We start from the raw sequence: 14,344 nt of genomic DNA on the forward strand, positions 1-14,344 counted from the left end.
CTTTCTATTTTGCAGATCTCACTTCCGACATGTCATGGAACCAGAAAGGATACGCCTTTTGACCCTCTAAGTCTTTATTTAATGCCCATATTATCTGGTAATCAGCAATATAAACAGCTGCGGCCTCTTCAGTTAATATCTCCTGAGCACGATGATAAAGTTTAATTTGACCGTCCAGTTCAGGCTCGTTTAATACATCCGTCATTACTTTATCAAATTCAGCATTTTTAAATTTAAAGAAGTTCTCACTATCGTTAGTAGACACATAATCGTTGAGTACCTCATAAGCCGACGGTCTACCCGTTAAATCGATTGCTGTCATCTCATAATCCCTTCCACGATATATGCGGTCCAACCAAATTCCCCATTCAATCACTTCTATTTCAACATCTATGCCAATTTCCTTTAAATTCTCAACAGTAACTTGAGCAATATCGGAGTACATTGTGTTATGGGATGAGACAGACATCTTTGTTTTAAAACCATCTGGATAACCTGCTTCTGTTAATAACTCCTTCGCTTTTTCAATGTCTCTATCATATACATCCTGTAATCCATCCAAATAGTAATCCCCCATTGCAGGACTCATATTTGAACCCAATGGAGTGGCGAAACCTGAATACACCGAATCAATAATATCTTGTTTATTTATTGCATAATTAATCGCTTGACGAACTTTTGTATCGTTAAATGGCTCCCTTTCATTGTTAAAGGCAATTACCAATGATGAGTTATTATCTTGGTGATTTAAATTAAAATCGTTTTCTACTTCAGATATACGATGTGCAGGAATGCTTGTTAAATCGAGTTCATTCCCCTGCAAGGCCATAAATGCCCCTTGATCATCCGATTGGAATACGAATGTAACTTTATCTAAATAAGGGATACCTTCTTTCCAGTATTCAGTATTTTTCTCTAAAACAAGATCAGTACCTGGACTATAGCTAACATATTTAAATGGGCCAGTTCCGATTGGATGATCATTATGTTTTCCGTCGTTCGCTTCGGGGATAATTGCAGATTGCAATGCTGTCAGAGAGTATAAAAAATTCGAATTAGGCTCTGTGAGTTTCATTACCACAGTCCTTTCATCCGGTGTTTCGATAGATTCAACTTTCACAAAATTAGAAGATAGTGGTTCGTTATTGTTAGTGCCCATTAAACGATCAAATGTATACTTTATATCCTTAACTGTGACCGGATCACCATTATGAAACTTCACATTGTCTTTTATATTAAACGTATAAGTTAAACCGTCATCTGAGAGTTTATAGTCTTCAGCTATCGCTGGCTTAAGTGTGCCGTCTGTTTCTGGAGAAAATAATCCTTCAAACATATTTAAAATCATTTGAAACGAAATAGATGCTGTGGCTGAATGTGGATCCAAAAAGTCAGGATCATCATTAATTCTTACTCTTATTTCTTTAGTCTCTTCTTTATCCGTCTCTTTATCCTTCTCTCCATTTTCACTAGTGCAAGCACTTAGCAACAGAATGGAGACTAGTAGCATCGAGACAAGTGATGACCAATATTTTCTTTTTTTCATTGCAAAAATCCCCCTTATAATGGTTTACGCTAACTATTCATGTCGTCATTCTCGTTTAACCTTCTCTTTGGATGCTTCTAAAACTCGGTATTCCAGAAACTGCGTCCGCAGATTTTATGGCTACTATAATCGCTTCTTCCATGACTTGTGCCGCTAAGCTCCCGATTAAATCCACTGGATACGATCCACCACCAGTTGCAAGGGCAAAAACTGTATCCCCGTCTAACATCGTATGGACTGGATATATAGTTCTTGCCAAACCATTTTGTGCAATTTGCGCTACTTTTTTCGCTTCAGCTTTTGTCATCTTAGCATTTACTGCTACAACCCCGATTGTTGTATTTGTACCAGGAAGTATTGTGCTTTTTATGTTTTCCTGTAAATATAGGAGACTATCAATAAGTTCACCTGTTGCCGGGTCAATTGGACCGGCGATGATTTCTCTATTTGACGGTTCCCTTATATCTCCAACAGCATTTACCGCAACAATCGCACCGATCACAAGACCATTGTCCAATGTAAGAGAAGCGCTACCCAAGCCCCCTTTCATACAATTTTCAAATCCAGTTATCTTTCCAACTGTTGCCCCACATCCTGCACCTATATTCCCGAATGGAAATGACCCTTTTGCTGCTTTCTTAGCCGCCTCATACCCCATTTTTTTATCAGGACGAATTTTGGGATCTCCAACCGGAAGATCAAACAGAACTACACCTGGCACAATTGGAACTCTAGCTACCCCAACGTCAAGCCCTATCCCTTTTTCTTCGAGATATTGCATGACTCCCGAAGCCGAGTCCAAACCAAATGCACTTCCCCCAGCCAAACTGATTGCATGAACTTCAGTTACTGAATTAATAGGATCCAGTAATTCTGTTTCACGTGTGCCAGGAGCAGATCCGCGAACATCTACACCACAAACCGCCCCTTCTTCTGTAAGGATAATCGTACAACCTGTTAGCGCTTCTAGATTTTCAACATTCCCAACCTTTATACCCGGCACGTCGGTAATATTGCCAAAAGTCATATACACCAATCCTCATTCATTAGTTTTTCAAATAGATATTGGCTGTTCCGAATAAAGATGGCAAGCCACGGATTGCCCATCTTTTTGCCGGATTAGTTCAGGGCGTTCAATTTTACATCGATCAAAAGCATGGGAACATCGTGTATGAAATGCACATCCCGGCGGTGGATCTGAAGGACTTGGTGGCTCACCCTTCAATTGAATGATTTCTCGTTTACTACCAAAGTCAGCAACAGGAATTGCAGATAATAAAGCCTGCGTGTAAGGGTGTAATGGATTATTATAAATGTCTTTTTTGGGGCCAATTTCAACCAATTTCCCTAAATACATCACACCTACACGATCACTTATATGTTTCACAACACTTAAATCATGGGAAATAAATAAATAGGTCAACTTAAATTCATCTTGTAAATCCATCATTAAGTTCAAAACCTGTGATTGAACCGAAACATCAAGGGCTGAAACAGGTTCGTCTGCAATTATAAGTTGCGGATTCAATGAAAGCGCTCTCGCAATTCCTATACGCTGTCTTTGTCCACCTGAAAATTCATGCGGGAATTTTGTTAGAGACTCTTTTGGTAAACCAACTTTCCCAATCAAATCAAGTACTTTTTTGGATTGGTCTGATTTATTTAGTATTTTCCGTACAGCTAAAGGCTCACTTATAAGTTTCCCCACGCGCATTCTTGGGTTCAATGAAGAATATGGATCTTGGAAAATCATTTGCATATTCTTTCTATAATCGTCTAATTTTCGAAGGCCTAATTTCTCAAGATTCGTTCCTTCAAAAATAATTTCCCCTTCAGTAGGTTCTAGTAAGCGCAGAATTGTTCTCCCTAATGTAGATTTACCAGAGCCCGACTCTCCTACAATTCCAAGCGTTTCTCCCCTATACAAATCAAAACTTATATCATCCACAGCTTTGACTTGACTGCTTTTGCCTTTAAATGCAGCACCTTTGATCGTGAAATATTTTTTTAGGTTTTTTATTTCAAGTATCTTTTCTCTTTCATCCACACTAATTTCCTCCTTAATCCCCAAAAAGATGACATCTTACTTTATGCTGAGGATTAACCTCTATAAGATTAGGATTCTTTTCAAGACATATATCCATTGCATGTTCACATCGCGATGCAAATCTGCAACCTTTCGGAAATAGATGGGCTGGGGGTACAGAACCAGGTATCGAATCCAATCGCTCCAACTCTACTTCTACATTCGGAATGGTTTTTAATAATGCAGTCGTATATGGATGCTTCGTTCTCAAGAAGAGATCCTTGGCAGAGGCTTCTTCAACAATTTGACCCCCATACATAACAAGTACACGATCTGCCACTTCGGCGACAACGCCTAAATCATGTGTGATTAGCAAAATAGAGGAGTCGAACTTTTCCTTCATATCCACCATCAAATTTAGAATTTGAGCCTGAACCGTTACATCTAGTGCTGTAGTCGGTTCATCGGCGATTAATAGCTTAGGATTGCAAGACATCGCGATAGCAATCATTACCCTTTGTCGCATCCCACCAGATAATTGGTGTGGATATTCTTTAATAATTTTTTCAGCCCTAGAAAAACCAACAATTTTCAATAAATCTACTGCCTTTTTATAAGCATCTTTTTTCTTTAGTTTTTGATGCTCCATCATCGATTCTACAATCTGACTTCCTATCGTAAACACTGGGTCCAAAGATGTCATCGGTTCTTGAAAAATCATTCCAATGTCTTTCCCACGGACGTTGCACATTTCTCCTTCTGATAAGGTTAACAATTCTTTTCCTTCAAGTTTAATCGAACCCTCTACAATTTCACCTGGAGGACTTGGGATTAGTCTCATAATTGATAATGAGGTTATGCTCTTTCCACTGCCAGACTCACCTACTAATGCAACTGTTTCACCTTTATTAATCGAAAAACTGACATCATCAACTGCTTTAGCAATTTTCCCTTTCCCCATATGAAAATAAGTTTTCAATCCTTTAACCTCTAAAAGACAGTCGTTAACATCTAGCGGAGAAGGTTCACTGTTAATTTGTAGGCTTTGCATAAATTCACCTCTTCTCACTATTAAATACCAAATTTAATGGCTATATTCTTGATTTGTGTATAATTTCTTAATGCCACGAAACCTTTTTCTCTTCCAATTCCGCTTTTTTTATAGCCACCGAAAGGCATTTGGATTCCACCAGCTGCTCCATAGTTGTTAATGAATACTTGACCCGACTTCACCCTTGAAGCTACATAGTGAGCAACGTCGATATTTTGTGTCCAAATCCCCGTAACGAGACCATAGTCAGTCCCATTAGCCAATTGGATAGCATCCTCCGCATCTTTAAAAGTAAACACACTTAATATTGGTCCAAATATTTCTTCTTGAGCTAATGAACTGGAGTGGGATAGCCCATCTATAATTGTAGGCTCAATGTAATAACCACTCTCTGAACCTTCAACTGACACCGCTTTTCCTCCAGCAATAATGCTGCCTAAATTCTTAGCCTCTTCAATTCGACTCATGATTTGGTCATATTGCTTTTTGTTTAGAATCGGCCCAATATCTTTATCTTCACTCCCAGGACCAACTGTTAATGTATTAAACTTAGTTATTAACTTGTTCAAAAACTCTTCTTTGTATGATTCTTCTATCAAGAGCCTCGAACCTGCCGAACATGTTTGACCCGCATTTTGGATAATCGCTTTAACGACCCCCTCCAATGCTTTCTCTTCAGATGCATCAGCAAATACAATATTAGGTGACTTACCGCCAAGTTCAAGAGTCACGGATACAACATTATTTGCTGCCGCTTTCATAACTGCAACTCCTGTATTCACAGATCCAGTAAATGTCACATGAGCAATGTCAGGATGCGCAGATAATGGTCCTCCGACATCTACACCTAAGCCTGTTATATGTTGGAAAATCCCTTTTGGTAATTCACTTGCAGAAAACCACTCTGCAATCGCATGGGCTGTCATTGGAGTATCTTCTGCACTTTTAACGATTACTGCATTTCCAGTTGCAATAGCAGCCGCTACACTTCTAGAAATAATTTGAAGCGGATAATTCCAAGGGATTATGTGAGCGGTTACACCAAGAGGTTCAAGAACTGTTGCATTTAAAATCCCTTCTTCAATAGGGATTGTTTCCCCCATCACTTTGTCTGCTGCACCGCCATAAAACTCAAAATACCTAGCGGCAGCTTCAACATCTGAACGCGCTTGTGACATTGGTTTACCAACATCTTCACATTCCCACTCGCTCCATTGTTCTGCATTTTCTCTAATATAATTTGCAAAGCTCACAAGAAGTTGTCCACGTTCATAAGCCTTTACCCTTCTCCACTCGTCACTTTCAAACGCTATTTGTGCTGCAACAACAGCTTGATTTACGTGAATTTTACTACCTTTTACGATTTCCGCTATTTTCTTTCCGTTTGATGGATTGAAAACCGGTAACCACTCATGGCTATCGTCACCAATCCATTCTCCATCTATTAACATTTGAATTCGTTTCATTAGCTATTCACTGCCTCTCGTTATTACAAACCTCTTCCGCCATCAACGTTTAATGTAGCGCCAGTTACCATTTTCGCATTATCTGATAATAGATAGATGACAGCATTCGCTATATCTTCTGGTTGAATTAATTCACCTAAAGGAACGCTTTGCTTAAATAGATCATTTTTCACGGCAGATACATCCGCGTTTTCCCCAGCAAATTGCCCTAGCATGTTTGTATCCGCAGGACCCGGATGAATTGTATTAACCCTGATTGAATGAGGGGCCAATTCGATCGCCATTGCCCTGGAAAAACTCTCCGCCGCTCCCTTTGAAGCAATGTACGATTGGAGACCTGGCCGTGGTCTAACGGCTGAAATCGATGCAATGGTAACAATTGAGCCCCTGTTTTTCGGCTTCATATATTTAACGGCTTGCTTACAGGTGATAAACAAACTGGTTGCGTTAATATCCATAAGCCGATGCCATTGCTCTAACGATACTTCCTCGATAGGAGTTTGAGATTGCGCAATACCCAATGCATTGACTAGACCATCTATTTTACCTTGTTCTTTATTAATCTCCTCAAAGATTTCCGAGACTTTTTGTTCATCTAAAACATCAGCCTCTTTGGCTACAAAGTTTGGTTGCTGAATATCTTTTAATGAATCTACTGACAAATCAATTCCAATAACGAAAGCGCCTCGTTCCAGCAATTGTGAAACGATTGCTTTTCCCATTCCTCCGCCTGCACCAGTTACTACAACGACTTTATCTGTTAATTTCATGATTTAAACTCCCCATTTTCTCAATGACATACCGTTCTTGTATTTTCTCAACAATAGCTTTACCCATTTGTTCAGTCGTTGCATTTCCACCAATGTCGGCTGTCTTTATTTTCCCTTCCAAAAGTACATCTTCGATTGCATTGATGATTATTTTAGATAGGTCTGCTTTGCCCAAGTGATCTAGCATTAAAGCTGCAGACCATATTTGAGCAATTGGATTTGCGATTCCTTTTCCAGCAATATCAGGTGCAGACCCGTGAACTGCTTCAAACATTGAAGGGTATTCCTTTTCGGGGTTAATATTAGCTGAAGGTGAAAGTCCTAGACCCCCTACAATTCCAGAACCAAGATCCGATAGAATATCTCCAAACAGGTTGGATGCAACAACAACTTCAAAGGATTGTGGCCTTTGGACAAAATATGCAACGAGCGCATCAATGTAGTAAGATTCTAGTTCCAACTCAGGATACTCTTCTTCCACAACTCGCTTTACATGCTCATCCCACAGCTTCATTGCATGGGTAACAGCATTCGATTTTGTTGCACTCGTTAACTTCCTTTTGCCGTTCTTTACCGCATATTCACTAGCTGCTTTTGTTATTCTTTCAATTCCACCGCGGGTCATAATTGTATTCTGAATGGCCAGTTCGGAATCCTGCGAATCAAACATGCGACCGCCACTATCCGAGTATTCTCCTTCAGCATTTTCGCGGAAGATGACAAAATCGATATCCTCGCCGTTCAATAGAGGTGATTTAACTCCAGGCAACGATTTAACCGGCCTGAAATTTACATATTGTTGGAATTTCTTTCGAATTGGCATAATTAATTCCCAGACCGTAACGTCATCCGGAACACGTGAATCACCAATAGCTCCAAACAAAATAGCATCGAAGTTCTTTAGCGTTTCCAGTCCGTCTTCAGGCATCATTCGTCCATTCGCTACATAATAATCCGAATTCCATGGAAATTCCTCAATATTCAACACAAAATTCGTTTCATATTCTTCCAACACCCTCAATACTTTTACTGCTTCTCCCATTACCTCAATGCCGATTCCGTCCCCCGGTATAACTGCGATCTTAAATTCCGTCATATTCTATCACTCCTTTGCATTTAAAAATCGGAGAGCCGCATCTCTAAATATTGCAGTTGTCACAGCTAGTTCTTCGATGTCGATATATTCGTTGATTTGGTGTGGGATATCTCGGTCCCCTGCACCAATTGTTACTATAGGTATGCCGTGTATATGAAGAAATGTCCCGTCCGTTGCTCCAGGAACTCCGTTATAAATCGGCTTCTCCCCTGTCACCGATTCAACCGCATCGTATATTGCCTGTACAACAGGGTCATCAGCAGCGGTTATTGTAGAAGGTCGGTTATCGAGAATCGTTAATTCCGATTTAAAATCTGGATCAGACTCTTTTAGTTTGTCAATAATCGCACTAATTCTTCCTAATAATTCATCGTGGTCTTGAGCTGGAACTGTTCGAATATCAAGCGTCATCATGCAGTGGTCCGGAATGACGTTAATCTGTGCATCTCCTTTCACGGGAGCTTGTAAAATCGTCGGAGTAATTGAAGGCCATTTTAAATAGGGATCCTCACCCAATCTTGCTTGCTCTTCTTTCTCCAATTTCTCCAGTTCTACTATGAGTCTTGCCATGCGCCAATTCGGGTTAATACCACTCCAAGAAATTGCACCGTGCGCCATCTTCCCAAAAATGTCTACCCTTATCCGCATAGCTCCACGTTGTGCAATACAAACGTTATTCTCTTCCGGTTCGCAAATGATTGCTCCATCTACACCATCTGCCCAGCCTTGTTTAATGAAGTGCTTTATGCCGCTCATCATGCCTTCCTCATCCACAGGAATACATAAAATTATTTTCCCTTTGAACTCCTCTTTATCCTGAAGGAGTGAATGGACAGCAGTAATCATGCACGCCAAATTCCCCTTAGTATCATTTGTACCGCGACCGTACATCCGTCCACCCTCGATATGTGCACTAAAAGGATCATAAGTCCAAGCATCCCTATCTCCCTCAGTCACGACATCAGTGTGACCTTCAAATAGAAGAGTCTTACCAGGTTTTCCTGAGTCGACAATACCGATGACGTTCGGTCTTCCTGGCACAACCTCTTCCACATGTGTTTCAATCCCAAGTTCCCTTAAATACGCGGCAACGTGCATCGCTACTCTTGTTTCATTTCCATCCGGAGTATTTTCCCTATAAACGCTTGGAATGCGTACTAGATCCGAAGTTAAATTAATTACAGCCTCCCGATCTCGAATATAAGTCTTATTTTCAGCCTTTATCTTCATCTAATCTCCCTTTCCAACCTAGCATTTTTTCTTTAAATGAGATTTTACCAATATTACTCCACTCTTTAAATTAACTCTTTTGAATATTCTATATCAATTCTAAATAGTAGCCGCTTTCATTTAACTAGACAGAGTGTGAGCACTTCTTGGTAAAGTTTGGACAGATTGCCCAACTGGAAAATGGCAGTGTTTTTTTTAACACATTGTATGAATATTTTCCCTATTGGTTTACAAGTCGTCTACTATAATTCAGAGATTTTGCTGTATGATTGGTATATTAAACTGCACAAATATTCAGTCATAGGTATTTGAAACCGCTTACACACCAAAGGAGGCCTACCACTCATTCCAGATGAACATGATTGACAAAATCATTCAAGACAGATTACGGTAATTTAAACGAGAAAATAATCAATTTTACAAGGGGGAATGTAGATGTCTCATCAACAAGGTAAGTTAAATCCAGATTTAAAAATCCGGCACATCAGTATGATTTCAATTGCAGGTGTCATCGGAGCTGGACTGTTTATCGGAAGTGGTGCGGTTATTAACGCTTCAGGACCGGGCGCGATTCTATCCTACGCATTTGCAGGAACAATTGTCGTCTTAGTCATGCGAATGCTCGGTGAGATGGCAGCCGCCCATCCCACAAGCGGATCCTTTTCCACCTACGCGTCCGAATCAATCGGGCCGTGGGCAGGCTTTACAATTGGTTGGTTATATTGGTTTTTCTGGGTAGTCGTTATAGCAATTGAAGCAATTGCCGGTGCTGCTATAATGCAATACTGGATTCCTGATTTTCCACTTTGGTTAATGGCATTAATTTTAACTATCTTGCTAACACTGACAAATTTATTTTCAGTAAAATCCTTTGGAGAATTTGAATATTGGTTTTCCCTTATTAAAGTCGTAAGTATCGGCTTGTTCCTCGTCCTCGGTCTTTGTGTTATTTTCGGATGGTATCCCGGCGTTGAGGCTCCCGGTACAATGAATCTTTTAGGTGCAGGCGGATTCATGCCAACCGGATTTGGTTCTGTCTTAATAGGAATTACAGTAGTCATCTTTTCATTCATGGGTACCGAAATTGTTACGATTGCAGCCGGCGAGTCTGACCACCCTGCAAAAGCAGTTCGGATTGCGACAAATAGCGTTATTTGGAGGATTCTCGTCTTCTACATCGGTTCTATAGCGATTGTAGTCACATTACTGCCTTGGAATTCCGCAAACTTACTTGTCAGTCCGTTTGTCGCTGTTCTCGATTATGTAGGTATTCCTGCCGCGGCACAGATTATGAACTTTGTTGTCTTAACCGCCGTTCTATCTTGCTTAAATTCAGCGCTATATGCGAATTCCCGGATGTTGTTCGGGATGGCACAGAAAGGCGATGCACCAAAAGCCTTTTTAAAATTAAGTAAAAGTGGCGTCCCTATCCGGGCCATCTTATTCAGTACAATCTTTTCATATATCGCGGTCATCTTTAGCTATATCTCGCCCGACAAGTTATTTTTATTTCTTATAAACTCGTCCGGGGCTGTGGCACTTCTGGTCTACCTGGTCATCGCATTCTCACATTTACAGATGCGAAGACGACTGGAAAAGGAAGACCCAGAGGCACTTCAAATTAGAATGTGGCTGTTCCCTTACTTAACGTACGCAACCATCGTCGTCATCGCGGGAATATTTATCGCAATGCTTATCATTGAATCATTGCGAGTACAAGCTGTACTTACGTTACTCATAGCTGGTTTGACCGTTGCTTCTTACTTCATTTTTGTCAGAAAGAAAAATGGTATAGGAGAATTGAAGAAAGGTATTGTACAAGCCTCTTCAAGAACGCTTCCCTAACAAAAAAACATCCAGTATCGCTTTTAATAAAAGCAATACTGGATGTTTTTTGTCTTTTTCTAAAATCCCTGAGCCTTTGCCACACCTACGCCGAGGGTGTTCATTATTAAGAGGGTTGTAATTCGGTGTCTGGATTGTAGACCGCCTGGCGCTATGGAGATGCCTTACTCCATGATCCTGGATTGGCGGGCTTCGCATCTAGTCTCAGGGCTTCTGCTACCCCTTGTCGCACTTGCGCTGGAGTTGTATTTTTGAGATGTATGGAATCAGATTATAATGTGATTGCTATTTGATACTATCTTCATTGAAGAAAGACGCACTATAGGCTGCATGTCTAATTTTTCTATAATAAAATGAGCTTTCTTGCACAGACCATCCGGCGCAGGTGCGACTTCGTGGTAGCCGGAGCGATAAGACTGATGGAGGGATACAGTTCAATCCCTCCCTGCTCTTCTTTTCAGCTTATCGCGGGAGGCATCCACAAAGCGGCGAAGCGGTATTAGAGGGATTTCTGATTCTATCTGCCGGGACTTTTATTAATCACCTTCGCAAAGATAGATAACGAAATGTATTCTATCCCTAAAATGTATGAAAGTTCGTTACTTGGTAATCATAAACTACAGCACTATTGGACATGCTTTTATATAAGAAGGTATCTAAACAATATTTCATTAAGAAAAACGTTGAAATTGCTCAAATATACTCCTCTTTTTGACCATCAAATCTACTTTAATGCAAATTTCGTTAAAATATGGTATACTATTAGTAGACAACACATGAAATATAGTTTACGGTTAGTTGTTTTCCATCTTCATCTACTTTTACTTTTTGCTTTGGGTTTCCCAAAAGCACTCATTAAATAGATGGCAAGATGAGAATGGATAATAGGGGGAATTCGAATGGCTTTTCCACGTAGGGAAAAAGAAGTATCGGATTTTGTCGCAGCGCGCAGAATCGATGAAGAAATTTCGTTTGTCCGTAATGAACACGAAGTGAATGGTACTATTTTTAAAATACTTGAGAACTCCGTTATCGTTGAAATTACATCGAAGGACGCCGAACTTATTGGTGCCGCTTCAAACTTAACTGTTGTTTCACATAAGAATTACTCAATCGTTTAATAAAGCATACCTAACAATCAATGGGGATTTACCTAATCTCCCATTGATTGTTTTATTTCTATAAAGACTAAAAAGGCATCTGCTTGAACAATGATGCCTTTTTTTTATGCAAACTTGGAAGAGCAACTCTCTCTATAAATTACAATTCCAATAAATCTGTTCCGTGTATTAAGCACATGATTATTTGCCCACTTCAACTAGACAATTAAAGAAGGATTTTACTGGTCACCTCCCGAAAAGTAATAGAAAAGGGGGTTATCCTGATGTTTCGAATTCTTTTACTTACTGCAATTGTTGTAATGGGAATCATTTATATTTTCTTTATCCCCACTAACCCTATCAGTCTAAAGATTCTCATGAAACTCATTCCAATGGTACTCATTATTCTGTTTGCAGTAACGGCAAGACCACTATTTTCCCGTAAATATAAACAGATCATTATCGCTGGGCTAATCGTCTGTATGATTGCCGATGGTGTCATCTATTGGTTTTTACCCGGCCTTATCACATTTTTCATAGGACATATTTTTTATATTTTTGCATTCCGTCACGTTGCATACAAGTCAATGCCATTCTGGGCAGCAGTTCCGCTCCTTCTATATGGTAGCTGCATGGCCGTATGGATAGCTGGTTCACAGTTTTCTAACGGACAGACAGTTCTTGGTATCGCTATTATTGCTTATATTGGTATTATTATAACGATGGGATGGATGGCCATCCGCACAAGATTAAAACTTGCGATTATTGGTGCTTTGCTATTCATGTTCTCAGATTCAGTTCTTGCAATTGATCGGTTTGTTTTTGAAATCCCTTATCGAGATGCATTCGTTATGATGACGTATTACGCGGCACAAACCCTTATAGCCGCCAGTATCGGTAGTCGGATTGTAAAGTATTCTGTAAACCGTAGCAATCTGTTAGGATAGATGAATCAGAACTTTATTAGGAGGGTTATTTTAATATGAAAGAAAAATTATTTGAACGTCTTGTACGCTATGCAAAAATTGATACACAATCTGATGCAGCCAGTACTTCCACACCTTCAACACCTGGCCAATGGGACCTTCTGCATGAATTGCAAAAAGAACTTGCAGAAATCGGGCTAGAAGACATTACGCTTGACGATCACGGTTATTTATTTGCAACACTACCTGCCAATACGAATCGTGATGTACCAGTTATTGGTTTCCTTGCGCATGTTGATACTGCAACCGATTATACAGGGAAGAATGTTAACCCAAAACGTATAGATAACTACGACGGCGACGATATACAACTGAATGACAGTACCATAATGGCCGTAGACAATTTCCCTGAACTAAAAAACTATGTTGGCCACACACTTATTACTACAGACGGAACAACACTTCTCGGCGCGGACAATAAAGCTGGTATTGCCGAAATTGTTACTGCGATGGAGTATTTCAAGGAAAACCCTGACTTAAAGCATGGGAAATTGCGTATCGCCTTCACGCCCGACGAAGAAATCGGACGCGGTCCGCATAAATTCGATGTCAACAAGTTTGGTGCGAAGTATGCATATACAATGGATGGTGGACCGCTTGGGGAGCTACAATACGAAAGCTTTAATGCAGCAAGTGCTAGAGTTACTTTCCGCGGAGTTAGTGTTCATCCAGGTTCTGCGAAAGATAAAATGGTCAATTCCATTTTACTGGCCAATCAATTCCAAGCAGCAATGCCTGTAGATGAAATCCCAGAAAAGACGGATGGTTACAAAGGATTTATCCACCTAATGCAATTCAACGGATCTACGGAAGAAACAACGCTTTCGTATATTGTTCGCTATTTCGACCGTGATACATTCGAAGCGAGAAAAGGGTTAATGATCGAAACAGCTGACAAGCTAAAGAAAGAATATGGAGAAGATGTAATTTCACTCGAAATTGAAGATCAATACTTCAATATGGGCGAAAAAATTGAACCCGTCATGGAGATTGTCGATATTATGTCTGATGCATTCAAGAATCTCAGGATAACTCCGAATATCGTACCCGTACGCGGCGGGACAGACGGTTCTCAATTGTCCTATATGGGTATGCCGACACCTAATATTTTCACCGGCGGAGAAAACTATCACGGCAAATACGAATTTGTTTCAGTCGACAACATGGAAAAAGCAACACAAGTTATTATAGAAGCCGTAAAACTATTTGAAGAACGTGCATGATTAGA

12 protein-coding genes are annotated in these 14,344 nt (G+C 40.1%); 4 read left to right on the forward strand and 8 right to left on the reverse strand.

The features are described from left to right. Positions 1–4: 4 nt before the first annotated feature. From AC1TO6_RS09195 to AC1TO6_RS09230, 8 genes are read right to left on the reverse strand one after another with little or no spacing between them, the layout of a single operon-like run. A complete protein-coding gene (locus tag AC1TO6_RS09195) occupies positions 5–1,546 on the reverse strand; it encodes an ABC transporter substrate-binding protein (RefSeq protein ID WP_482101302.1) in 1,542 nt (513 codons plus the stop codon). Positions 1,547–1,601: 55 nt separating this feature from the next. Then, entirely contained in the window at positions 1,602–2,573 is a 972-nt protein-coding gene (locus tag AC1TO6_RS09200) for a P1 family peptidase (protein ID WP_482101303.1), read from the reverse strand. 27 nt (positions 2,574–2,600) lie between these two features. Continuing rightward, entirely contained in the window at positions 2,601–3,593 is a 993-nt protein-coding gene (locus tag AC1TO6_RS09205) for an ABC transporter ATP-binding protein (protein ID WP_482101304.1), read from the reverse strand. Positions 3,594–3,606: 13 nt separating this feature from the next. Further along, entirely contained in the window at positions 3,607–4,623 is a 1,017-nt protein-coding gene (locus tag AC1TO6_RS09210; protein ID WP_482101305.1) for an ABC transporter ATP-binding protein, read from the reverse strand. Positions 4,624–4,643: 20 nt separating this feature from the next. Then, positions 4,644–6,089 carry an aldehyde dehydrogenase family protein gene (locus tag AC1TO6_RS09215; RefSeq protein ID WP_482101306.1) on the reverse strand — a complete coding sequence of 482 codons (1,446 nt, stop codon included), beginning with the start codon at positions 6,087–6,089 and terminating at the stop codon, positions 4,644–4,646. A 23-nt stretch (positions 6,090–6,112) separates the two neighbouring features. Beyond that, a complete protein-coding gene (locus AC1TO6_RS09220) occupies positions 6,113–6,859 on the reverse strand; it encodes an SDR family NAD(P)-dependent oxidoreductase (protein ID WP_482101307.1) in 747 nt (248 codons plus the stop codon). Next, entirely contained in the window at positions 6,843–7,955 is a 1,113-nt protein-coding gene (locus AC1TO6_RS09225; protein WP_482101308.1) for a tartrate dehydrogenase, read from the reverse strand. Before AC1TO6_RS09225 ends, AC1TO6_RS09220 begins: the two co-directional genes overlap by 17 nt. 6 nt (positions 7,956–7,961) lie before the next feature. Beyond that, positions 7,962–9,185, reverse strand: coding sequence for a M20 family metallopeptidase (locus AC1TO6_RS09230; RefSeq protein WP_482101309.1), 1,224 nt, complete (start codon positions 9,183–9,185; stop codon positions 7,962–7,964). 435 nt (positions 9,186–9,620) lie between these two features. Between AC1TO6_RS09230 and AC1TO6_RS09235 the strand changes: the two genes are divergently transcribed. From AC1TO6_RS09235 to pepT, 4 genes are all read left to right on the forward strand, one after another. Continuing rightward, complete coding sequence (locus AC1TO6_RS09235; RefSeq protein WP_482101310.1) at positions 9,621–11,030, forward strand: amino acid permease; 1,410 nt, start codon at positions 9,621–9,623, stop codon at positions 11,028–11,030. Between the two features lie 899 nt (positions 11,031–11,929). Further along, positions 11,930–12,151 carry a DUF2187 family protein gene (locus tag AC1TO6_RS09240; RefSeq protein WP_482101311.1) on the forward strand — a complete coding sequence of 74 codons (222 nt, stop codon included), beginning with the start codon at positions 11,930–11,932 and terminating at the stop codon, positions 12,149–12,151. Positions 12,152–12,414: 263 nt separating this feature from the next. Next, entirely contained in the window at positions 12,415–13,077 is a 663-nt protein-coding gene (locus AC1TO6_RS09245; RefSeq protein WP_482101312.1) for a lysoplasmalogenase, read from the forward strand. Positions 13,078–13,112: 35 nt separating this feature from the next. Continuing rightward, complete coding sequence (gene pepT / locus AC1TO6_RS09250; RefSeq protein ID WP_482101313.1) at positions 13,113–14,339, forward strand: peptidase T; 1,227 nt, start codon at positions 13,113–13,115, stop codon at positions 14,337–14,339. The last annotated feature ends 5 nt before the right edge of the window (positions 14,340–14,344 follow it).

Source organism: Sporosarcina sp. Y352, assembly GCF_056786535.1.